This window comes from Syntrophobacter fumaroxidans MPOB, from assembly GCF_000014965.1.
Classification (GTDB): domain Bacteria; phylum Desulfobacterota; class Syntrophobacteria; order Syntrophobacterales; family Syntrophobacteraceae; genus Syntrophobacter; species Syntrophobacter fumaroxidans.
This window is the reverse complement of the sequence record NC_008554.1, coordinates 3,701,894-3,724,839: the sequence shown is the minus strand read 5'-3', so window position 1 is coordinate 3,724,839 and position 22,946 is coordinate 3,701,894. Positions and strand designations below refer to the sequence as shown.

The 22,946-nt window shown below is 60.5% G+C and carries 21 protein-coding genes and 1 pseudogene; 10 read left to right on the top strand and 12 right to left on the bottom strand.

Annotated features, from left to right (window positions below; translation table 11 throughout):
* Positions 1 to 28: 28 nt before the first annotated feature.
* Positions 29 to 340, bottom strand: coding sequence for a hypothetical protein (locus SFUM_RS15645; RefSeq protein WP_011699851.1), 312 nt, complete (start codon positions 338 to 340; stop codon positions 29 to 31).
* 885 nt (positions 341 to 1,225) lie between these two features.
* Here SFUM_RS15645 and SFUM_RS15640 point away from each other — a divergent pair.
* The 5 genes and pseudogenes from SFUM_RS15640 to SFUM_RS15615 all read left to right on the top strand — a co-directional run bounded on the left by SFUM_RS15640 (position 1,226) and on the right by SFUM_RS15615 (position 8,429).
* A complete protein-coding gene (locus SFUM_RS15640) occupies positions 1,226 to 1,843 on the top strand; it encodes an RDD family protein (protein ID WP_167321362.1) in 618 nt (205 codons plus the stop codon).
* A gap of 367 nt (positions 1,844 to 2,210) precedes the next feature.
* Positions 2,211 to 2,585 carry a response regulator gene (locus SFUM_RS15635; protein WP_011699813.1) on the top strand — a complete coding sequence of 125 codons (375 nt, stop codon included), beginning with the start codon at positions 2,211 to 2,213 and terminating at the stop codon, positions 2,583 to 2,585.
* A gap of 48 nt (positions 2,586 to 2,633) precedes the next feature.
* Entirely contained in the window at positions 2,634 to 3,416 is a 783-nt protein-coding gene (pcaD, locus tag SFUM_RS15630; protein WP_011699812.1) for a 3-oxoadipate enol-lactonase, read from the top strand.
* Positions 3,417 to 4,398: 982 nt separating this feature from the next.
* A pseudogene (locus SFUM_RS23990) lies at positions 4,399 to 4,794 on the top strand (hydrogenase iron-sulfur subunit); the annotation flags it as partial.
* A gap of 614 nt (positions 4,795 to 5,408) precedes the next feature.
* On the top strand, positions 5,409 to 8,429 hold the full coding sequence (locus SFUM_RS15615; protein ID WP_011699809.1) for an FAD-dependent oxidoreductase: 3,021 nt from the start codon (positions 5,409 to 5,411) through the stop codon (positions 8,427 to 8,429).
* A gap of 173 nt (positions 8,430 to 8,602) precedes the next feature.
* On the opposite strand, the gene SFUM_RS22975 is transcribed toward SFUM_RS15615, so the two are convergent.
* Positions 8,603 to 8,797, bottom strand: coding sequence for a hypothetical protein (locus SFUM_RS22975; RefSeq protein ID WP_041440708.1), 195 nt, complete (start codon positions 8,795 to 8,797; stop codon positions 8,603 to 8,605).
* Positions 8,798 to 9,076: 279 nt separating this feature from the next.
* Between SFUM_RS22975 and SFUM_RS15605 the strand changes: the two genes are divergently transcribed.
* Entirely contained in the window at positions 9,077 to 10,054 is a 978-nt protein-coding gene (locus tag SFUM_RS15605; RefSeq protein ID WP_011699849.1) for a M28 family peptidase, read from the top strand.
* A 181-nt stretch (positions 10,055 to 10,235) separates the two neighbouring features.
* Here SFUM_RS15605 and murI read toward each other — a convergent pair whose 3' ends face one another.
* Entirely contained in the window at positions 10,236 to 11,051 is an 816-nt protein-coding gene (murI, locus tag SFUM_RS15600; RefSeq protein ID WP_041440718.1) for a glutamate racemase, read from the bottom strand.
* 377 nt (positions 11,052 to 11,428) lie between these two features.
* Here murI and SFUM_RS15595 point away from each other — a divergent pair, with 377 nt between their 5' ends.
* The 4 genes from SFUM_RS15595 (at position 11,429) to SFUM_RS15580 (ending at position 17,576) form a co-directional block, all read left to right on the top strand.
* Positions 11,429 to 12,778: a cytochrome ubiquinol oxidase subunit I gene (locus tag SFUM_RS15595; RefSeq protein ID WP_011699847.1), complete on the top strand. Its 1,350-nt coding sequence runs from the start codon at positions 11,429 to 11,431 to the stop codon at positions 12,776 to 12,778.
* Positions 12,779 to 12,860: 82 nt separating this feature from the next.
* Positions 12,861 to 13,892, top strand: coding sequence for a cytochrome d ubiquinol oxidase subunit II (cydB, locus tag SFUM_RS15590; RefSeq protein ID WP_011699846.1), 1,032 nt, complete (start codon positions 12,861 to 12,863; stop codon positions 13,890 to 13,892).
* A gap of 312 nt (positions 13,893 to 14,204) precedes the next feature.
* On the top strand, positions 14,205 to 16,574 hold the full coding sequence (locus SFUM_RS15585) for a leucine-rich repeat domain-containing protein (RefSeq protein WP_011699845.1): 2,370 nt from the start codon (positions 14,205 to 14,207) through the stop codon (positions 16,572 to 16,574).
* A gap of 753 nt (positions 16,575 to 17,327) precedes the next feature.
* Positions 17,328 to 17,576, top strand: coding sequence for a DUF2795 domain-containing protein (locus tag SFUM_RS15580; protein ID WP_011699844.1), 249 nt, complete (start codon positions 17,328 to 17,330; stop codon positions 17,574 to 17,576).
* 531 nt (positions 17,577 to 18,107) lie between these two features.
* Here the strand turns inward: SFUM_RS15580 and rsmI are convergent.
* The 9 genes from rsmI to rpsP are packed head-to-tail and all read right to left on the bottom strand — an operon-like array spanning position 18,108 to position 22,771.
* Positions 18,108 to 18,989 carry a 16S rRNA (cytidine(1402)-2'-O)-methyltransferase gene (rsmI, locus tag SFUM_RS15575; RefSeq protein ID WP_011699843.1) on the bottom strand — a complete coding sequence of 294 codons (882 nt, stop codon included), beginning with the start codon at positions 18,987 to 18,989 and terminating at the stop codon, positions 18,108 to 18,110.
* The gene (locus SFUM_RS15570) at positions 18,967 to 19,344 is read right to left on the bottom strand and encodes a YraN family protein (protein WP_041440715.1); all 378 of its coding nucleotides are present in this window, start codon (positions 19,342 to 19,344) and stop codon (positions 18,967 to 18,969) included. Before SFUM_RS15570 ends, rsmI begins: the two co-directional genes overlap by 23 nt.
* Entirely contained in the window at positions 19,283 to 19,954 is a 672-nt protein-coding gene (rnhB, locus tag SFUM_RS15565) for a ribonuclease HII (protein WP_435051181.1), read from the bottom strand. Before rnhB ends, SFUM_RS15570 begins: the two co-directional genes overlap by 62 nt.
* A 29-nt stretch (positions 19,955 to 19,983) precedes the next feature.
* Positions 19,984 to 20,325 carry a 50S ribosomal protein L19 gene (rplS, locus tag SFUM_RS15560; protein ID WP_041442878.1) on the bottom strand — a complete coding sequence of 114 codons (342 nt, stop codon included), beginning with the start codon at positions 20,323 to 20,325 and terminating at the stop codon, positions 19,984 to 19,986.
* Between the two features lie 54 nt (positions 20,326 to 20,379).
* Positions 20,380 to 20,949, bottom strand: coding sequence for an RNA methyltransferase (locus SFUM_RS15555; protein ID WP_011699839.1), 570 nt, complete (start codon positions 20,947 to 20,949; stop codon positions 20,380 to 20,382).
* A gap of 9 nt (positions 20,950 to 20,958) precedes the next feature.
* Positions 20,959 to 21,717, bottom strand: coding sequence for a tRNA (guanosine(37)-N1)-methyltransferase TrmD (trmD, locus tag SFUM_RS15550; protein ID WP_011699838.1), 759 nt, complete (start codon positions 21,715 to 21,717; stop codon positions 20,959 to 20,961).
* Positions 21,714 to 22,244 (bottom strand): ribosome maturation factor RimM, encoded by a 531-nt coding sequence (gene rimM, locus SFUM_RS15545; RefSeq protein ID WP_011699837.1) that lies wholly within the window; start codon positions 22,242 to 22,244, stop codon positions 21,714 to 21,716. Before rimM ends, trmD begins: the two co-directional genes overlap by 4 nt.
* Positions 22,237 to 22,470 (bottom strand): KH domain-containing protein, encoded by a 234-nt coding sequence (locus SFUM_RS15540; RefSeq protein WP_011699836.1) that lies wholly within the window; start codon positions 22,468 to 22,470, stop codon positions 22,237 to 22,239. The genes rimM and SFUM_RS15540 overlap by 8 nt, the downstream gene beginning before the upstream one ends.
* 40 nt (positions 22,471 to 22,510) lie before the next feature.
* Positions 22,511 to 22,771 (bottom strand): 30S ribosomal protein S16, encoded by a 261-nt coding sequence (gene rpsP / locus SFUM_RS15535; RefSeq protein WP_011699835.1) that lies wholly within the window; start codon positions 22,769 to 22,771, stop codon positions 22,511 to 22,513.
* Positions 22,772 to 22,946 lie beyond the last annotated feature (175 nt).

The following is a 22,946-nucleotide window of genomic DNA, read 5'->3' as shown; positions in this document are numbered from 1 at the left end:
CGGCATTCGCCCTCCCCGTCGCTTGTTTTCAGCGTTGGGATATCGCCCTTCGGGAGGCATTGTCACAAGGCCCCAGGACCCTCACCGATGAGGGATCGGCGTAGAACCGATCGCGGGGCAGAAGCTCGCCCCGGACCCGGATTTTCTTTCCCTCGTAAGGCGCAAGGTTCAGTTTCTGGACATTGATCCGGTAGACGGTGACCTGCTTTTTCCCGGCGGGGTCCGCGGACCCCCGGTGAATCGAATAGAGCGTCCCGCCAATGACGCAGCCCGTAAGGGTGCGAGGCACCGGTCCGGATGCCCATGCCGGTCCGGCCAGCGTAAGTCCGCAAAGCACCATGATACCGATAACGGCCGTTGGAAGCCTCTTTTCTTTTCTCCCCCGTCTAAATTGGCTTCGCCCGGGATATCCGGACCTGCCGGTTTTTTGCCATCATACCACAGCCGCGTGCAATGTCCGATTGCTTTTGACGGCCCGGAAGGTGCCCGAGGAACTTTTTCCTCATTCTTTTTCCTGTTCCCTCATAAGAATTCCGTCGCAGTACGAAAAAGCCTGACGTATGGAAGACTCAACCTTTTTCCCTTTTGCATCAAGACCCTTCAAGTCATCTGTCGTCTATCCTTTGCCTATAGGAACATCATGACATCAGGCTGTTCACGGCGGCATTCCGATATTGATTTCGGAGCATTCGATGTGAATATATTGGAAAAAGCATTTCAGAACCTCATTCGGAAAGCCGATTGATCGTTGAAAGCGATTGTGAAAGATTTGAGCGCCTGGATCGCGTTCCACTTGTATCAACATAAGCGCCTGGAGCATTCCGGAAGGCGTTCCATCGGGAGGACGCAAACCCTGTTGATCAATTGCAGCGGATTGCGTTCCCCCCAATTCAAACCCGGACGCCCGGAGGATCGTATGCGAATTGTATGCCCGACGTGTGAGACCGTTCACCACATCAAAGACGGCCGAGTTCCCCGCAAGAAGGCTACCGGCAAGTGCACGCAATGCGGCGCACGTCTCATCATCGATCCCGGACAACCGGCGCCCGGTGTGGAAGCGGCCTTGCCGTACGCCGCAAGCCGAAACGTTCCAGTTGAAAAGTCCCATGTGCCCGGCAACCCCAAAATGACGGCTGCGCCCGACGCGGACAGGCCCCTCCCGGCGCCTGTCCGAGATAAGCATCTTTCCGCGCATGGCGGGGACAAACCGGCTCCGGCAGGCAACATGAACAAACCGTTTCGCGCAGGCGGCAGGGACAGGCCGATTCCCCCTCAACGCGCGAAAAGGCGTGTTCCCGCGCCGAAAAGGCCCATCCGGAGCGACCTGGGGAAAGCCGGTTCCGCGTGGAGGCGCATCGTCGCCTTTGCACTGGATATGGGCCTGGTCGCAGGCGCCACCTTCGCGATGACCATCGTGCTGCCCGCATCGTTTCAAATCCCCGGACTGCCGGCGCTCGGGCTCTTTGGAGCGCTTGCAATGCTGTATTTCGGCATCCTTCAGAGCTCTCCGGGAAAGGGACAGACCTTCGGAAAATACATCACCGGGATCCAGGTGCTCGACGAAGAGGGCCTTCCGCTTTCCTTCTTTCGCTCCGTCGTCAGGTTCATGTTCACGGCCCTGCCTGCGTGCCTGGCCGTCCTGGCGCTCCCTCCCAAAACGGGCGCCTCGACGATCGACGCCACCTTGACGGCCGCTTTCCTGGGAATCTGTCTTTTCGACGTCTATCTCTTTCTTTTCGGTGGGCCCATGGGGCAGTCCCTCCACGACATGATGCTGGGCACATACGTGGTGGCCGCCCCCAAAGCGGGGCGAGTAGGCCGGGAACCCCTCTGGAACGCATAGGCCCCCTTCGCCGGGCTCTTGCTCTTTTCCCGGCCGTGTTCAACGCTCACCCCCGCCGAAACCGGAAGTTTGCCTCCAACTCGATCCGATCCTGTGGTAATGTTTGTATTGATATGACGGCCGGTTTCTCAAGTGAGGCCGCACATTGGCGCAAGCTCTTTCCCCGTGCCGACAGGGAGCCCCCTCCACCTTCGATCGCCTCTCGCCGCACGTTGCCCCTCAACCCGGTATTCAAGGGGCGTGGCGGCTCCACCGATCGAGAGCGGCCCCGTCGACTCGGGAGCGAAGGAATCCGCCGGGCATTCCCCCGCAGCCCCACGGTCCGGTAGGGCTTTCGAGGGTGTCCGGAAAGAAGGAGGATGAAGGAATGGCAAAGATCCTGATCGCAGATGACGACGCCCGGGTACGAGAGATGCTCGAAGAGACGCTCCAGGAGCTTGCCGACGAGGGCGTGGAACTGATCCTGGCCGGCAACGGCATGGAAGCCCTCGAGGCGATTCGGCAGCACCGGCCCGAACTGGTTTTCCTCGACGTCCTGATGCCCAAGATGAACGGTCTCGAAGTCTGCAACGCCGTGAGGAATCAGTACGGGCTGAAGGATGTTCACATCGTGATGCTCACCACGGAAGGGCAGGAATACGAAAACCGGCGCCTGGAAGAAGCGGGCGCCGACCGGTCGATGACGAAGCCCCTCGACCCCGACGACGTCTACGATACGGCCGTGGCCGTCCTGCGAGGGTAGCCGCGGCGCGCGCGCGTCGCTGAAGAACGGATGAAGGAGGAAAGACCGATGCGGGTTCGAGTCAACGACGTCCTGATCCGCTACGAAATGCAGGGGCCTCCGGGGGCGCCGGTGGTGACTTTCAGCCATTCCCTGGCCGCAGCTCTCGAATCGTGGGATTTGCAGCTGCCGCCGCTGCGCGACGCGTACCGGGTCTTGCGCATGGACACGCGCGGACACGGGGGTTCTTCGGCGCCGCCCGGCCCTTACACGATGGAGATGCTGAGCTCGGACGTGATCGGTCTTCTCGACCACCTGGACATCGCGCGTACCCATTTCGTGGGCCTTTCACTGGGCGGCATGATCGGCCAGGTCCTTGCCGTCGGTTACCCTGAACGGCTCGACAGGCTCGTTCTCTGCGACACCAGCAATCGCATGCCTTCCGAGACGGCTCCCGTCTGGGAGGAGCGCATCCGAACGGCGGAAACGCAAGGCATGACCGCTCTCGCCCGGGAAACCCTCGAACGCTGGTTCAGCGAGGCCTTCCGCCGGGATCAGCCGCAAGCGACCGAGCGCATCCGGAACATGATCGTTCGCACGCCGGTTGCCGGTTACACGGGGTGCTGCCGGGCCATCAGCCGGTTCGATCTGTCGGGAGAATTGTCCAGGGTGAAGGTGCCCACCTTGATCATGGTGGGGGAAAAAGACGAAGGCACGCCGGTGAGCGCGGCCGAAACCATTCAACGGCAGATTGAGGGATCGGAGCTGTTCGTCATCCCCGGCGCTTTGCATCTGTCCAACATTGAAGGCGCCGCTCATTTCAACCGGAGGCTTTTGAGTTTCCTGAGCTAGCGTTCCTCCGGGAAAGCATTGGAGAACCTGCTGCACCAAAAGACCGGGGCCATCCGCGGCGGTCCCATGCGGCATGGTTCGTTCAAAAACACCTCTACCCCGTCCCGACTCTGTTTTCCTCACGAAAAGACATGAAAAAACCACTGCATTATTCTTCATATTACGGATTTTCCGGGTCTTCTTCCTATGAAAAGCCGGAAAATCCATCGATATTATTGATTGTACAAAGAAGCCAAGGTCTTGTAAGCTTTTTGCGGATTATGACGGATCGTCTCAAGCGGAGCATTCTACTGCTTCCCGCCGCTCCCGAGCCTCTGTTGGAGTCGCGGGGATTGTCCTGGTTGGGAGCTTTTCCATGCAATTGTCTTTCGGCTTTGGGTGAAGTGGCTTGATGTTCCTGCCGGGGTCGGCAGGTTCAGAGCAAGGCTGAAAGATCCCTCGCCTTTCCTCGGTTCCAATCTTTGCGGTCAACTCATCAGCCGTGCTCTCCAGTTGTCCTGGTACGGGAAGGAACGAGAACCGGTCCTGACGGCCTCTGCCTGATGCGCGGCGGCTGCCCGGGTGTGGGGTCGGCAGCCGAGGCACGACCGTTGGCGTGAGTTCCCTCTCATGCATGATAAAGGCTTGCGGCAATGAATATCCGCATCGCCGAGTTCGTAATGCGTGCCGGCGCCCCATGGAGCGAACGGCCGAGGTGTCCGCGCCGGGGGTTCGAGGTCGTTTATGCTGCAATATCGACCCGTCCAAGAAGATTGCCACGGGAGGACTTAATGAACCCGTCATTTGCTTTTGTCCTCACTGGGGCTGCCGGGGTGCCGGCGACGGCAGCCGGTGCGGGAGAGCCCGGCGATCGGCGCTTGGCCCCGAGGAGGTCTCCCGGGGTGGTGGAAGCAGCGCAAGCCCGGTGGGAGGGGTTGGGCGTCGATAGTGGAAGAAGAGAAATGATGTGAGAGGCTCAGCTTTGACTTAAAGGAAATGAACCATGACCGATTCTTTCGAACCCAAGATCCTGGCTTTTCTATGCAACTGGTGTTCTTACGCCGGAGCGGACCTGGCAGGCGTTTCCCGTTTTCAGTATCCACCGACCATTCGCGTGGTGCGCACCATGTGTTCGGGCCGGGTGGATCCCGTTTTCATCGTGGAGGGTCTCCGGAGCGGATTTGACGCTGTGGCCGTGTTCGGGTGCCACATCGGGGACTGCCATTATCTCGACGGGAACCTTTTCACGGAACAGCGCATGGCAATGATTCGGGAGTTGTTTGAGCTCTCCGGGATCGGTGCTGAGCGGGCCCAGTTGAGGTGGGTGAGCGCCGCTGAAGGCCAGCAGTTCGCTCAGTTTGTGAAGGAGTTGAGCGATCTGACGCGGACGCTCGGCCCCTTCGACGCCAAACGGCAGGCGCTGGTCCTCTCAGCCCTGGAAGGTGCCCTCGCGGCTCCCCGCTTGAGGTGGCTCCTCGGTATGGAGCGGCCGCTCACCGAAGGGAAGAATGTTTACGGCGAAGCTCTCGACTTGGGAGAATACCGACAGGTGAAGGCAACGGCGGTCCGCGAGGAATATCGGAAAGCTCTCATCCTGGAATGCCTCCGCGAGGGTCCGCTTTCCGTTCGCCAGATCGCCGCCAGGAGCGGGCTGGGAGTCTACGAAATATCCTTGCTCCTGAGCGAGGTGGAGCGGGCGGGGTTGGTGGACCTGCATCATTACGAGGGGACAACCCCCCAATTTGTGCGCCTTGGTTTGTAAACGGATGGGGAACGCGGCGACAGGAATCAGCCGAGCCGGTTCCCAACCCCGAGCCTTGGAACCCATCCGGGCTTCCGGTTCTTGCGGTGCATGGAGGCGCTTTCACCTTGAAGACACGCGCGAGGCGGGCGTTGCGGTATTGCGTTCCAAACCGATCCGGTCTTGAGATTCGTTAACCCGGCATTGTCGCGGGACAATGCTGTTGTGGGGCCTGCGGCGGAGAACCCGGAGGTCAAGGAGTCGTGATTGCCATGAGTGATGTAAAAACAGGGGCCATTGGTGCGGTACTGGTAGTGGGAGCAGGAGTGGCGGGGATGCAGGCCTCGTTGGACCTGGCGGATTCGGGGTATCTGGTCCATCTGGCGGATCGCTCCCCGGCCATCGGCGGGATCATGTCTCAACTGGACAAGACCTTCCCCACCAACGACTGTGCCATGTGCATCATCTCCCCGAAACTGGTTGAGGTCGGGCGTCATCCCAACATCCGCATTTATCCCGGTTCGGAGGTGGAGGCACTTGAAGGCAAAGCCGGCTGCTTCAAACCGACCCTCGCCACTCAGCCACGGTTCATCGATCTCGAACGGTGCACGGCCTGCGGGCAGTGCCGCCAGGTATGCCCCGCCAGCGCCATCAATGAATTCAACCAGGGGATCGATCGCCGGGAAGCCACCTTCATGCGCTATCCCCAGGCCATTCCCCGGGGGTACGGCATTGACCGGGCAAGCTGTCTCGGCTGCGGTCTGTGCGAAAAGGTCTGTCTGGCGCAAGCCGTTCGCTACGACGACCAGCCCCGTCGTACCGCGCTCGAAGTAGGAGCGGTGATCCTGGCTCCCGGCAATGAAGTCTTCGACCCTTCCAACATGGATACTTATCCCTACCGCGACCACCCCAACGTGGTCACCAGCCTCGAATTCGAACGGATCCTCAGTGCTTCGGGACCTTACCGCGGCCATCTCATGCGTCCTTACGACCGTGAAGAACCAACCAGGATCGCCTGGCTCCAGTGCGTGGGATCACGCGATCTGCAGCATTGCGACAACGCTTATTGTTCCGGCGTGTGCTGCATGTATGCGATCAAAGAAGCGGTTATCGCCATGGAGCATGCACAGGGGAAGTTGGACACGGCCATCTTCTTCATGGACATGCGAACCTACGGAAAGGATTTCGAGCATTTCTACAACCGCGCCCGGGACGAGCACGGGGTACGCTTCATTCGCTCGCGGGTCCATTCGGTAACACCGGTTGGCGATGGAGACCTCAGCATTGCTTACGGCACCGAGTCCGGAAGCATCGAGGAAGAAATCTTCAACATGGTGGTCCTCTCGGTCGGTTTCGAAGTGGGACGCGAAACCATCGCTCTGTCGCAACGCCTGGGAATCGAGATCAATGAAAACCGCTTTGCGCGCACCACCAGCTTTGCCCCGGTGGAGACCTCGCGCGAGGGCATTTATGTTTGCGGCACCTTTCAGGGGCCCAAGGACATCCCGCAATCGGTTATGGAGGCCTCCGCCGCCGTGGCGGCTTCGAGTACCCTTCTGAGCGAAGCCCGATGGACTCAGGCCGCGGTTCCGGAAAAGCCCGTCGAAGTGGACGTCAGAGGGGAGCCTCCGCGCATCGGCGTCTTTGTCTGCCAGTGCGGCATCAATATCGGGGGCGTGGTGGATGTCCCGGCCGTCCGGGAATACGCGAAAGGTCTTCCACACGTCGTCTACGTGGAAGACAACCTTTATACCTGTTCCCAGGATACCCAGGTCAAGATGTGCCAGGTCATCAAGGAACAAGGCATCAACCGCGTCATCGTTGCGGCCTGCACGCCCAGTACCCACGAACCGCTGTTCCGCGAAACCCTGGTGAGCGCCGGGCGGAACAAATACCTGTTCGAGATGGCCAACATCCGCAACCACGACTCGTGGGTCCACCAGGGCGATCCCGTCCGGGCCACGCAAAAGGCCAAGGACCTCGTACGCATGGCGGTTGCCAAAGCCGCCCTTCTGGAACCGCTCGAGGAACCTCGTCTCAGCATTACCCGGGGCGCTCTGGTCATTGGGGGGGGAGTGGCAGGCATGGTAGCCGCCCGCGCTCTTGCCGATCTCGGATATCCCGTGCACCTGGCCGAACGTGGCGCCCAGCTTGGCGGTCAGGCACGCAGCCTGTTCAAAACCTGGCGCGGCGAGGACATCCGGCGTTTCGTAGACGATCTCGCGCAAACCGTCCTGCATCATCCCCGCGTCACTGTCCACCTCGCCAGTACCGTCACCCAGGTGGAAGGCTTTGTGGGAAATTTCCGGTCGACTCTCGGAAACGGCACCGATCCGGTTACGGTGGAACACGGGGTGGCGATCATCGCCACGGGGGGAAAGGAGCATCGGCCTGAAGGTTACCTCTACGGGCAGGACCCAAGAGTGCTCACCCATCAGGAACTGGACGAACGTTTCGCCGCTCGGGATCCCTTTTTGAGCTCCGTGGAATCCGCCGTTTTCATTCAGTGCGTGGGCTCGCGCGAGCCGGAACGGCCGTATTGCAGCCGGGTTTGTTGCACCCACACGGTGGAAAGCGCGCTCGAGCTCAAGCGTCTCAATCCAGCCATGGATGTCTTCGTACTCTACCGGGACCTGCGTACCTACGGCGAGCGGGAATTGCTCTACCAGGAGGCGCGCCGGGCGGGGGTGCTCTTTGTCCGGTATACTCTCGAAAACAAGCCGTTGGTGGAAGAGCGTGAGGAAAGGCTGCGCGTGACGGTCTTCGACCCGATTCTCCAGCGGCAGGTGGTCTTGTCGGCGGATCTCATGGTGTTGGCGAGCGCCGTCATTCCCAATGAAGCCCGCCAGCTCTCCCAGTTCTTCAAGATTCCCGTGACGGCCGAAAACTTCTTCCTCGAAGCCCACGCCAAGCTGCGGCCGGTGGATTTTGCCACTGACGGGGTCTACGTTTGCGGCCTCGCGCATTATCCCAAATCCATTGATGAGAGCATTGCCCAAGCTCAGGCGGCCGCCGCCCGCGCGGCCATTCTCCTGGCCCGCGACAGTCTCGCGCTGAGCGGCACCGTGGCTTCGAGCAATCCGAACGTCTGCAGCGGTTGCGGAGTCTGTGTGAACATTTGTCCTTTTTCCGCGCCGCGCTTCATGGAATCGGGAAGAGACGCCGGCAAGGCGGAGATCAATCCTGCTCTGTGCAAGGGCTGTGGGCTATGCGCCGCTTCCTGCCGCTCCGGTGCCATCCGCCTGAAGGGCTTCGATGACGCCCAGATTTTTGCCATGATCGAGAGTGTATAGAGCTTCATAAGAAGAGAGAAGAGATCGAAGACCGATGCGTGCGGTTGGGGACCGACGATCATCGCCCTTTTGCGTGACTGAGCGCACGGAACTGCCGGTCCGGCCGAAGCGAACCGTATGCGGAATGTCCCTGTTCCCGGATCATGCGGACTCCCCGCTGTTCGCCGCATCCGCTACCGGTCCTCGGGCTCGGGGGTCTCATCCGGAGCCAGCCAATAGACGCAATTGGCGCAGCACTGCCCGATGGTCCCCACTCTTCGGACCTCGCCGGGACGATAGGCCTTGCAGCTCGCGTCCCATCTTCTCCACGGGTCGTGACTCATCTCGGCGAATTCGCATACGCCCCATGTGTTGACCAGCTTTTCCATACGCGGTGCTTCCGTGGGCGGGGGGGCAGGGCACGCTTCGCTCCCCCGCTTTATCCGGCCCGTGAGGAAAGGCCGTTTCCCGCGGGCTGTGTTCGATCCGTTTCCATTGCTTTGAAGCTCGGTCGGCACGGCCGGCGACCGGGCTGAAATTGTCTTCGGACCGTCATGAGCCGGAACGGGCGAGGGATGGCCGGATACCGGCCGCCGCTCCGGACTTGCACGCAAGGTTTTCCGGACCGGAGATCATCCTGTTCACGAAAAGCGAACAAGGAACAAGGGATGCGATTCCTGTGGAGGATTATCGTGTTGACCGCGGTCTCGGTGCTCGTCTCAGTGGCGATATTGTGGTTTGTGCTCACCCAGCCGACCTGGCGCACGTCGGCTGAAAACCTCCCGGCATCCATTGATCCCGCACGCCTCGAACGGCACACGCGGATGCTTTCGGAAACTTTTGTGCCGCGGGATGCGGGCCATCCCGAAAACCTGGACCGGGCGGCGGCCTACGTTCGGGACGAATTCGATAAAGCGGGAGGCCGGGTCGTCGAACAGCCGTTTCAAGTCGATGGATCGACGTATCGCAACGTAATCGCCTGCTTCGGACCGGAAACGCAGGACAGAATCGTTGTCGGCGCACATTACGACGCTTTTGAGGAATGGCCGGGCGCCGACGACAACGCCGGCGCCGTGGCGGGACTGATCGAACTGGCACATCTGCTCCGTAAGAGCTCCTTGAACACCCTCGTTGAACTCGTCGCCTACAGCCTGGAGGAACCTCCCTATTACGGAACGCCGCATATGGGCAGCGCCGTCCATGCGTCTTCACTGAAGGCGCGGAACCGATCGGTTCGCATCATGATCTGCCTTGAGGCGATCGGTTTCTTCAACGACCGGCAAGGGAGTCAGAAATTTCCATTCATCCTGCTCAAAGCTTTCTACCCGAGCCGGGGAGATTTCATCGCCGTCGTGGGCAAAATGGACCAAACCGACGTGGTGCGCCGGGTCAAGAGAGCCATGCGGGGCGTCTCCCCTCTGCCCGTTCATTCCATAAACGCCCCGGCGATCGTCCCCGGGATCGATTTCTCCGACCATCGCAATTACTGGCGCGAGGGCTGGAAAGCGGTCATGATCACCGATACGGCCTTCTACCGCAACGCAAGCTACCACACTGCCGGCGACACGGCCGACACCCTCGACTACAAACGCATGGCCATGGTCGTGCAGGGAGTCCATCAGGCCGTGCTGCATTTCAGCCGTTAGTTTTCCGTCGATTCATGAGGAGTTGCATCGAAAACGGCGGCTTTGACACGCGGCAGGAAACCGAGGCAGAGATTCCCCCGTCCCCCGGGGCTACAGCCCGCGTGCGCATGCGGCGGCGCCCCTCGGGAACCGGCGGGAAAGCGCTTTCAGTCGCTGATGAGAAGCGGATTCGGGGCAGCCTTCACCATTTCACGACCTGCACCTTGGGCAGGCTCCTTCCAAGGAACCGCTCGCCGATCCCCTGGAAGCGCAAGGGCACATCGCTGACAAAGAAGCGGTAATCCGGGGGGGAAGCACTTCGATTCCACAGATCCATTTCAGTGAGCACCGCGGCGGTCCGCTCGGCCATGGCCTCGGCCGAGTCGACCAAATGGATGTCCTTTCCCACCACTTTCTGCAGGAGGGGTTTGAGCAGAGGATAGTGCGTACAGCCCAGGACCAGCGTATCGATCTGGTGAGTGGTTACGGGGCGCAGGTATTCCCGCGCGGTCAGCCGCGTTACCGGGTGATCGAGCCACCCTTCTTCCACGAGCGGCACGAAGAGGGGGCACGCCTGCGAGAATATGCGAATTCCGGCATCATGGCGGTGGATCGCCCGCGCGTAGGCGTTGCTGTTGATCGTGGCGGGAGTCCCGATGACGCCCACGTACCTGGCCCGAGTTGCCTCGACCGCGCTGCTCGCGCCGGCATCGATGACGTCCAGGACCGGAACGGGCGAGAGCCCCACGATGACCTCGCGGGCCACGGCCGCCATGGTGTTGCAGGCGACGATCAGCAGCTTCACCTGCTGCCGGAGCAAAAACTCGGTGATCTCCCCGGCAAACTTCGATATGGTGTCGACGGATTTCACCCCGTAAGGCACCCGGGCCGTATCCCCGAAGTAGATGATACTCTCGAACGGGAGCCTTTCCATCAAGGCCCGAACGACGGTCAACCCGCCGATTCCCGAGTCGAAAACACCTATGGCGCTGTTGGAATCCGGTTTCACAAAATTCATGTCATGGCACACGCATGCGAAGGTTCACCGCGAACGACCGGGCCTGACGGCATTTTCGACGCGGCTCAGGCAGCGTCGGGCGATACACGCTACATGGCCCTCGGTTGCCGAAACGCGCCGGAAAACCATGCCCGAGCGGAGCGCGGGCTAGCATTTTTATCATATCAGCTTTAACTTGAGGACGCATTTGCTAATTTCTCAAGATCGCGTACCCTCGGCGCCTCGTCCTCCCGGGACGCGGCGCGGCCCTCCGGGCAGGCCGGGCCGGTACGCGGGGCTGCAACGCGGCCCGGCCGGAATTCATCCACCCTGCCGTCCCTGGTTCAGTGATGCGGGACGGGCGGACATACCCGTTTCATCGGGAGACTCGAAATCGTATGGACACCCTTTTCGATCACGTCACTTTGTCCCGCATCCAGTTTGCGGTAACGGCCCATTTCCACATTCTGTGGCCGGTTCTGACCGTGGGCCTCAGCATTTTCCTGGTGCTGATGGAGGCCCTCTACCTCAAGACCGGCGACAAACGCTATTACGATCATTGCCGTTTCTGGACCAAGCTTTTTCTGCTCAACTTCAGCATCGGCGTGGTCTCGGGAATCCCCATGGAATTCCAGTTCGGCACGAACTGGAGCCCTTTTTCCGTCGCGGGCGGAGACTTCTTCGGGCACATGCTCGGGTTCGAGGCCGCCATGGCGTTCATGCTCGAAGCGACCTTCCTTGGGGTCATGGTGTTCGGCTGGAAGCGGGTTTCGCCGGGCATGCACCTGTTCGCGACCTCGATGGTGGCCCTCGGCGGCTCTCTTTCCGCTTTCTGGATCATGGTCGCCAACTCCTGGATGCAGACTCCGACCGGCGGGGTATTCGAGAACGGGCGTTTCATCATCACCAGCAGACTTGACGCCATCTTCAACCCGGACATGCCCTGGGGCGTGTCCCACATGTGGGTGGCCTGCCTGGAGGTTTCGCTCTTCGTGGTGGGTGGGCTCAGCGCCTGGTATATCCTCAAGAGGCGCCATGCGGCGTTCTTCCTGCAATCCTTCAAGATCGCCGTCGTCGCGGCGGTTCTCGTCGCACCGCTGCAGATCCTCCTCGGGGACGGTTCGGGCATCGCCGTTTTCCACCATCAGCCAGCCAAGCTTGCAGCCATTGAAGCCCACTGGGAGACCAACCCGCCGGGGCGGGGAGCCCCGGAACTGCTGATTGCGTGGCCCAACCAGGAAGAACAGAAGAACGACTGGGCTATCGGTATCCCCAACGGCTTGAGCCTGCTCGTGACCCACAGTTGGACCGGTCCGGTAAAAGGGCTGAAAGAATTCCCCCGCAGCGACCAGCCACCGGTGACGCCGCTCTTCTATGCCTTCCGAGTGATGGTGGGGATAGGCTTCCTGCTCTTCTTCCTCGTGATCTGGACACTTTGGGCGTGGAAACGGGGAGACCTCACCCCGGATCGCCTGCCCACCCGCAAATGGCTGCTCTATTCATGGATCGGGGCAGTGCCTCTGAGCTACCTGGCCATGGAAACCGGATGGATAACCCGGGAAATCGGGCGGCAGCCCTGGATTCTGTACAATCTACTGCGCACCTCGGATGCCGCCACCATGATCCCCGCCGCGACGGTCGGGACCTCGCTGCTCACGTTCGCCATTCTTTACCCGCTGCTCTTCATCCTGTTCATGGGATTTGCGCGCAGAATCATCGTCAAGGGGCCGGACACCCACGCCGGCTGAGCCGAAAACAAGTGAACCGACCGGAATAGGCCGAATAGAAAGCAGCAAATCATCATTCCGCGCCGACCGAAGGAACTTGAATATGGGAGCGATAGAGTCTCACCTTCCGGAAATATGGCTGGCCATCATCGGTTTTTTCCTGCTCTACTACGCCATCAGCGACGGGGCCGACCTCGGGGTCGGCATCCTCTCGCTCGCCGCGACCGACGAACGCGAACGGGGGCTCATCATGGGGTCCATCGGGAGCATCTGGCACGACAACCAGACCTGGCTGGTTCTGCTGGGGGGAATGCTCTTCGGCGCTTTCCCGCTTTTCTATGGCGTGCTCCTTTCGGCACTCTACGTACCGATCCTCTGCATGATCTTCGGGCTGGTCTTCAGGGGCGTGTCGTTCGAGTTCCGCGAGAATTCGAGGCATCCCGCCGTCTGGAGCAGGTGTTTCGGGGTGGGAAGCCTGATCGTGACCCTCTCCCAAGGGTTTGCTTTGGGCGGGCTGCTGGGCGGCCTCGACGTCCGGGAGGGAGTTTTCAAAGGCAGCGTGCTGGGCTGGGCCAACCCCTTTTCCTGCCTCGTCGCTCTCGGCGTGCTGTGCGGCTACGTCATGCTGGGTTCCAACTTCCTGGTGTTCAAAACCGCCGGACCGATCCAGGCGAGAAGCTACCGCACCTCTTTCGCGGCTTCCCTGATGACCCTCGGAATCTCCATCCTGGTGCACCTCTTCACGGCAGCGAAATATCCGCAGATGGTCCGCAAGCTTACGACGCTTCCGGAAGCATACTACATCGCGGTATTCCCGGTGCTCGCCGCCTTTTGCTTCGTCATGCTGTTCGTGAGCCTCCGGAGGAAGCGCGAGCTCGCCCCTCTGCTCTGCAACGCCGGGATCATCCTGTTTTCCTTCATAGGACTCTCTCTGGGCATGTACCCCGACATGATCCCCAACGTGGTCTCTTCCGCCGTCACCGTCCACGCCGCGGCCGCTTCCAAGGACACCCTCGAATTCATGCTCCAGGTGACGTCGGTTCTGCTCCCCGTCATTCTGGTCTACACCGGCTACAAGCATCGGATCTTCCAGGGGAAGGTCACCACGGAGGCCTACTCGGGCAAGGACGAGTGACCCCGGCGGGCTCATCGTTGCCCGCGCTCCCCCACGTCCGCCCGTAAGGCACCCGCGACTGCTCTCATTCGGGATTCGACAGGCAGCGCGCATCCGTGCGGATCAATCCCGGCGGATCGAGGCGGGAAACATTTCCGTGGTGCGCTGCAATTCCGTTTGACATCGTTTCTGAAACTCACTACGGTTTAGTAAATCATATCCATTATTAGAAAACATGCGAATCCTTTATAAGTGCTCAGGCAGCCGGCGGGTGGCTGACCCGGTCCTCTCTTCAGCCCATTTTCGTGCTGCGGCGTTGAAAGGAGCTCCGCGATGGCGATGGGAGTGAGAGCCTTCTTGTTCGTCCTGGTCCTTCTTGTCTCCGTGCCGGGGTCCGCCCCGGCCCAGGAAACCGTTTCGCGCGCGCCGGGCATCGTTGACATCGGGGAACCGCTGTCCTTCATCGAGTTCGAGCAGGCCTACGGCGACAACAAAGAACTACCGAGGACCGACGAGGATGTCCTGGCGCTCGCCCGGCGCCTGTTCCACGATCCCGAACAGGAGGCGCTTCTCGAGGTGCGGCAGCAGGGGTTGGAGCTCTGCGGCTCCTACGACCTGCAACTGCTGCTCACCGCCCTGAAAAACCCCGCCATATCGGAAGCCGCCCGCGAAACCGTCCGGCGGATCATCGAACGGGAAGACGCAGTCCCTTACAAGCAGGCGACCAGGAAGCACTTCAGGTTCTACTACCGGGACAACCATCCCGACCCGAAATATAACGTGACGTTGCGGGATGTTGAAGCCGCCGCCGAGATCCTGAACCGTCTCTGGTACAGGTATTCCCGAGATTTCAGGACTCCGCTGAACTACATCTCGACAATCGATCCGGTCGGCCGCCGGATGATCGATATCCTCATAAGGCCTCTCCCCGGTTCGGTGGGAGGCATGACCAGCCCCGACAGCCCGGTGATCCAGCTCGCTCCCTGGGGGATGAAAGACGAATGTTTCCGGAAGGAAATCTGCGCTCATGAATTATTCCACCGCGTACAGTTCTCTTACGGATGGCACGGGGAATCATCCACCAGGTGGCTGCTGGAAGGGTCGGCCACCTGGTCCCAGAAATACGCCTATCCTCAGGAGCATGCTTACATGCGCTGGATGAACAGGGGACTGTCCACACCAAACGTCGACCTGACGACTCGCGCCTATGACGCCTGCCACCTGTGGGTTTACCTGGCGGAGCGGGCCGGGTGGAGTGCAATCCGGCAGTTGTGGGCCAATTACAAGGAACACGGTCCCATGGAGTCGCTCGACCTGGTGACCGCCAGGAGGCTGGGCCTGAACTTCGAAGAATTTCTGACCCAGTGGATGAAGGCCAATTATGTCAAGGACACCGCGAACGCTCCCCCCAGGTACGAGTACGAAGAGGACGATGAGCCGGGCCTCAATTGCGGGCGCGAGTACGGCCCCTTGAGGCATGTCGACAAGAACTGGATGAAACCGGTAACCAGGTTCACGATCACCGTCAATGCCGGCGGAACGCTGCAAGCCTTCGGCGCCCACTACTATGTTTTCCCGCTGGACCCCTCCGTTACGGAATTCACCTTCAAGCTCAAAGGATCGGAGAGCGGCGTTTTTCGCTACTATGTGCTGGGCACGAAAGACAACCTGGGCGTGGCCGCGTATAACGGGGAGGGCTCGAGCTTCAGCATCCATAAGAAGCTTGCCGAGAACGAATGGGACCAAGTGGCGGTCGTCGTGATGGCCTTGATGTTCGGCGGCGACTACACCCTCGTTTATAACGGGGACCTGCCGGTCGCGTTTCCCGACCCCGTGCTCAGGTCCATCGTCAGGAAAGCGATCGGAAAACCCACGGGGCCCATTCTGAAGAGCGACCTGATCCGGTTGGAGTCGATCGACGACTGGGGCTACGACGGCAAGATCAGCAATCTCTCGGGTCTCGAGTATTGCGGCAACCTTCAATCGCTGCAGCTCCCGAATCATCTCATAGCGGACGTCGCACCCCTGGCCCGCCTCAGGAAAATCACTCAACTCAACCTGACCCGCAATCAAGTGGCGAACCTGCGGCCGCTTCGGTTCCTGGATGAGTTGAAGAGCCTCGAGCTATACGACAACCAATTAATTGACATCTGGCCTATCCAGTGGTGCAAGAAGCTGATTGTACTCGACCTGGGCCGCAACCGGATTCAGTCGGTGGAAACGCTCGAAAATCTGATCGATCTCACCTATCTCAGCCTCGACCAGAACCGAATCGGTAACATCAGCCCCCTCTCCGGCCTGGCGAAGCTGAAGGAACTGAATTTGAGCGGCAACCTCATCCAAAGCCTGGAACCGCTTTTCATGTTGACCGGCCTGCTCAACCTTCACGCCTCCGACAACCGGGTCTCGACGGCCGCAGGACTGCAATCCCTGTCCAACCTCGTGGTGTTGAGTCTCGCCCGCAACCCGGTCGCGGATATATCCGATCTTGCGTTCCTCCACGACATCGGAAGCGTGAACCTCGATTCCACCGAGGTCGAGGACATCCAGCCGCTGGTGGACAATCCCGGGTTGGGCATGAACGATTACGTCTGGCTGCGCGATACCGGTCTGAGCCACAACTGCGACCCGGCGAAAGGAGACGTCAAGGACTGCAAGGACGTTGAAACCCTGAAAAACCGCGGGGTTTATGTGGGCTGGTGAGGCCGGACAGCCTTTCCCTTAGCCTACGCGCATCCCCCGGTCCGCCCGAACCGGCAATACCGGACGGCATTCGAGGAGGTGACTCGGAGCGGCGGCGAATCAAGCCCGCCTCAGGGACCGCCGGTCACCTCGAACTGATCTTGGCTGCCGGCGCATAGAACGGCAGATGATCAAGCCCTCGCGGCCCGGATTCCACCGCACGCCCGGTTCCGGAGGGGGGTTCAATCCCGTTCCGTCGCGCCTTCGCTTACGCCGGCAGTCCATGAACCCGATCGGAACCGGCAGTCAAATTTCGTGCCCGACAGGGGATTCGCCACGATTTTCGTCGAGCCGAATCCCCTTGCCCACTCCGGGGGCGGCCTTCCTCACCGGCGCTTCCGGCAGTTGAATTAACTTTTATTCATAATTCGAATACACACTTCACAGTATTTTAAAATTCGCCGAACTCCTGTATGCTTCGTTATCACTTCAATTGAGCGATTCCGTGCACAGGGCGGTACGAGCAGGATTCACCGCGGGTGGGGATAAACCGCTTCTCCGCCCGACGGGTTGCCCGGCCGCGCGCAGTGGAGGGCCTTTCGTCCGACAGAACCGCGCTCCGAGCATTTGAATCGCTCAACTCAGGTATCATTCGGTCCATCATTTTTGGCTGAAAACCTTCAGGGAGGAGCGGAATCGGAGGGCGTGCGATTCATGTGGGACGACACTTTCGATGACGCGGACTTCTCATGATATTCGGGGAAGGAAAGTACCATGACCAGGGGCGTGAGGGGCGGTGGCCCGGCCAACATCATGAAACATCTCAAGAGCATCCACTTTCCGGCAGACAAGGGCATGATCCTGTCGCACGCCCGACGGGGTCCGGGCCCGAGCACGCGAATGGTGGTGGAGATATTGGAGCGCATCCCCGAGAGGGAATACTGCTCCCCCGCTGAAATCGTCCGCGAAGTCGGCAGGATCAACAAGATCGCACAGCCCGTCCAGGAATTGAACGCAACCTGAACCGGGTTGAATCTTCATACCGGCGTGCATGAAAAAGCGCAGGAGATGGGGTCAACGGATGATGAGGCGGGCGGTGATAAGCCCGCTCCCACGTACCGATGTGCCCGTCAGACAGTGCAACTGTGCTCTTTGTCAACTCTTGATTCGCGCAGGGCGGGGTGCGCGGCGGCGCAGCCCGCGGTCCCAATACCCTTGCCCCAGTGCTTGGCGCCATGAACGATCCGGAGCCGACGTGTGGAACGCCCCCATGGCCGCACGCTTTCACAGCGATCATGACGAGTACGGGGTACGAGGCTCGGCCGGACCGCGGGCACGCTGTTCCCTCCCGGCCATACCATCGGCCCGATGGGGAAGCTCCCGGCCGGACCGTGGGCACGGTGGGACCGTGCCCACCCTACGGATCCGCACGGCCCTCGGGGTTTATCCCCGCCCGCATAACCTCCGGATATGTCTGACCGGCACATGAGTCCGTACAAGGGGCGGGCTTTAGCCCTCCCGCCTGATGCACTCAACTTGTACATGAATTATATATCAGGTGCGTGGTTTGCCGCGCAAGGCTTCCCGGTAGACGGTTCGTCGCGGCACCCGGCGCGCGGCTGCAATCCGTTCGACGGCCTCCTTGAGGGTGACGCCCGGCGTATCGAGAAGAAGCCGCAATTCCCCCCGCCAGTCACGCTCTTCCCGTTCGGCCGCGATTATCCCTTCGGCCGCGCCCTCCACCACCAGGGTCAATTCGCCTTTCACCTCTCCGGAGAAATGCTCCCGGCATCGGCTGACCAACCCCCGGAACACCTCTTCATGCCGCTTGGTGAGCTCCCGGGCGACGGCGATGCGCCGGTCTCCCCAGAACGTGAGGATGTCTTCGAGCGTCCGGGCGAGTCTCTTCGGGGATTCGTAAAGGACCAGGGTCATGGTCAGGATGGCGTGGGATGCGAAAAACTTCGTGCGCCCATGTCCGCGGGAAGGGGCAAAGCCCAGGAACACAAAAGGATGAGTGGGCAGCCCTGAAGCAACCAGGGCCGCAATCAGCGCCGTGGGACCGGGAATGACGACGAGGGGCAACCCCCGATCCACCGCGCCCGCGATGAGCAATGCGCCCGGATCGGACACCCCGGGCGTGCCCGCATCGGTCACCAGGGCAACGCTTTCCCCCGCCTCGATGCGCTCCATAAGCTCGCGGCCGCTCCGCTCCAGGTTGTGGCCGTGATAGCTCACCAGGGGTTTGTGGATGTCGTGACGGCTGAGCAGTTTGCGCGTGTGTCTTGTGTCTTCGGCCGCGATGAGATGGACGGAACGCAGAGTCTCCAACGCCCTCAGGCTGATGTCGGAGAGATTGCCGATGGGGGTGGCCACCACGTAAAGGGTGCCGGGGCCTGCCCTTTCCCCGGCATTATTCGAGCGCTTCGAATGCATTGACAATCCAGGTCACCTCGGGTTTTCCACCGCTCCAGGTCACCGCTACGACGTCAAACCGGGCCGGATGCCCCTCGAACCGCTTTTCTCGAAGATACCACAGCGCCAGGCGCGTGAGGCGCCGCTGCTTGGCGATGGACACCGACTCCTGGGGCAGGCCGAATCTCGATCCGCAGCGCGACTTCACCTCAACGAAAACCAGGGTTTTCCCGTCCCGGACGATGAGATCGATCTCCCCCGCCGCACAGCGGAAATTCCGCTCCACAAGACGGCAACCCTTGCTCGCGAGAAAATCAGCCGCGAGGCCTTCGCCCTTTCTTCCCTTCCGATGACTGTCTTCCGGCGGCGGTTTCAAGCCCTTCTCCCTCCGACGCGCGCACGCCGCCGAAACTCAAGCGGTGAATCGGGCACGGCCCGTACCTGCGCAAAGCATCCAGATGCCGTGCGGTCCCGTAGCCCTTGTTTCGATCGAAACCATAGACGGGGTACTTCAGGTGGTATTCACACATGAGGCGATCACGATGCACCTTGGCGACAATGGACGCCGCGGCGATGGACAGGGACTTCGCATCCCCCTGGGGAATGCCTTTTTGCGCGATGAACAGAGGCAGTTCGTAAGGGCCGTCGATGAGGAGACAGTGCGGAGGGGTTTTCAGACCGGCAACGGCCGCGATCATCGCCTGGAAAGTGGCTTGCAGGATATTCACCCGGTCGATTTCAGAGGGTTCGACACGCCCGATACCCACATCGCAACCGCACGACAGGATATCTTCACAACAGGATTCCCGCTGCCCGGCCGAAAGCTTCTTCGAATCCGCAACTCCCGGCAGACGGACACCCGCCGGCACCACGACTGCGGCAGCCACCACCGGGCCGGCCAACGGGCCGCGTCCCACCTCATCGATTCCGGCAACCAATTGAAAACCCTGCCGATAGGCTTGCTTCTCGAAATGCAGCATGTCCATCGCCAGGGCTTCAACGGGTTTGCGTCCCACTAGCGCCTCTCTTTGATTCTGGCCGCTTTCCCCAGGCGCTTGCGCAGGTAGTAGAGCCGGGACCGGCGCACCCGCCCGTGTCGCAGCACCTCGATTCGATCCAGTTGCGGTGAATGGACCGGGAATATACGCTCCACACCCACTCCATAGGACACCTTCCTTACCGTGAAGGTCGCTCCCATGTTCCCCCTGTGATGGCGAATCACCACCCCTTCGAATACCTGAATGCGCTCCTTGTCCCCTTCTCGAATCTTCACATGTACCTTGACCGTGTCTCCGACCCGAAACGGGGGGATGTCGGCACGCATGTGATCTCTTTCGATCGTTTCAATCAGACTCATCCCCATTTGTATCCTCCATTCAGATTGATCGGGGAGGGTTGAAGCCCCCCGTTCTCATATGCTTTGGTCCGCGCGGAGCAGGCGGTCAAACAGAATGGCCGCCGCACACCGTACGGACAAATGATTGTAACCGTTCATCCCGGCGATCGGCTCGAGCACTGCGTCAACCTGGTCGAAGACCGCCGGGGCCAGCCCCCATCCCGTGCCAAACAGCAACAGGTAAGGCTTCGCATCTTCCACCAGCAGGCGCCTCGCCTCCCGGTGCGTCAGGCGCCTCTCACCTTTCCCGGCCGTGGTCGCCCAGATTCCCGGCCGCAGGCCATGAACCGATGCGATGTCGTCGGCGGCCGCCCGGATATCTTCAACCACCTTGATTCGCCGCAACGCCTCCACGCGTTCCGGAAGCAGCTCCCTTGCAATCCCTTCGTTCCAGTGCTTCAAAAGCCGCTCCGACAATGCCTGCTGGTCCCGGAGCGGGGTGACCACGTAACACGCCCGCACATCATAGGTGCGGCCGGCTCGGGCCAGATCGTGCAGATCGAGGTTGGTGATCGCCGAAGCGATGATCTCACCCCTTCGATTCAGCACCGGGTAATGCACGAGAGCCGCGTACAGACGCGCCATCGCCGCGCTCTATCCCGCGACACGGAGCGGATTCGGTGCCTGAGGCCGCTCCGCCTCCCGCAGCAGTTCCAGGTCCTCCGCCGAGATTTCCAGTCGCGCAAACAAATCGGGCCTGAGCCGTTTCGTACGCAGCAGGGCCTGCCCGCGCCGCCAGCGTCGGATGGCTTCGTGATGCCCCGACAGCAGCACATCGGGAACCGGGTGGCCGCGAAATTCCTGGGGTCTCGTGTACTGCGGATACTCCAGGATCGGTTCGGTAAAGGACTCCGCCGCAGCCGAAGACGCATTGCCCAGAACTCCGGGAATCAGTCGTGTGACGGCATCCACCACCACCATGGCTGCCAGCTCACCTCCGGTCAATACGTAATCCCCGATGGAAATCGTTTCATCGGCAAAGTGCTCGGCAATACGCTCATCCACCCCCTCGTAACGCCCGCAGATCAGGATCAACCGCGGCAGCAGGCTCAGCCTTGCGGCCAAGTCCTGGGTGAACAGCCTTCCCGCGGGGGTGAGCAGCGCCACCGGCGCTTCGGGGCCTTCCCCGGCCACCGCCTCGACGGCGGCGACGATGGGTTCGGGCTTCATGACCATACCCTCCCCGCCGCCAAAAGGACGATCGTCGGTCATCTGGTGCTTGTCGAAGGCATGGTCGCGTATGTTGTGCACGCGAATCTCGACCAACCCGCGCTCCCGGGCTTTTCCGAGAATGCTTTCCCCCAGCGGCGCATCGAACATGCCGGGGAAAATGGTCAGAATGTCAAAGATCATGCGTCAACCAACCCTTCCGGCAGATCGACCACCATTCGTTTCCGCTCCAGGTCGATTTCCCGGATCACGTCCTCAATGGCCGGAATGAGTATTTCCCGCCCCTCACGCTCCGCCACGTAGACATCGTTGCCGCCGGTTTCGATGATCTTGCGCAGAACGCCCAGCGATTCGCCGTCCAGGGTCACGATATCGAGTCCGATGAGCCGGTAGTGGTAATACTCTCCTTCGGAAACGGGCGGGAGTCGGTCTTCAGGCAGGAAGATCTCTTCTCCTACGAACGGCTGTGCCCCATTGACGTCCTTGATTTCTTCAAATCCGCACACCAGCATTCTGCCCTGCGCCCGGAGGCCGATCAATGTGAGGGTGCAGTAACCCCCATTTTTCGAGCGCAGAAAAAACCTCTCCCCGGCCGCCTGCGCGGCGAGGCTTTCTCCATAGGGAAAAATTTTCAAAGCCCCGCGAATCCCGTGAGTGCGTGTGACCTTACCCACCGGAACGAGGCAGGCTGGTTCCACCGTCTTACTCAATGATCTCCAGAACAGCCCGTTTTCGTATCTTGGTCGAAGCGGCGCTCAAAATGGTGCGCATGGCACGAGCCGTGCGCCCCTGCTTGCCAATCACCTTGCCGAGATCCTCTTTGGCTACCCTCAATTCGATCACCGAAGTCTGCTCACCTTCAATTTCCGATACTTTCACTTTCTCAGGACTATCCACTAAAGCTCGCGCCATAAATTCGATCAATTCCTTCAACATGGTGACCTCCGGATTTCCTGCGCCGCATTCAATGCAAAATCTACGAGGCTTCAGTGACTGCTTGTCCACCATATTTCTGAATCAGATTGCGCACCGTGTCGGTGGGTTTCGCACCCTGCTGAAGCCAATACTGAAGCCTGTCGGAATCGATTTTCACTTCGGCCGTGTCCGGCAAGGGGTTGTAGGTACCAATGCGTTCAATGAAACGACCGTCTCGAGGCGCCTCGGATGACGCGACCACGATCCTGTAGAAAGGCCTTTTCTTTCTTCCTCCACGTGCCAAACGTATACGCACTGCCATGACTCGTTCGTTTCCTCCTGGTCAACGTTTTACTCGTCGAACCGGTCCGCATGGCCGCTCGACTTCAGCCGCGGCACCGTGATCGAACAAAAAAATCGATTGAATCTTCACTAGTTATAAGAAAGCCGCACCCGTGGCCGCTTCAAACTCTTGGCCGCAACAAACTTTTATACCG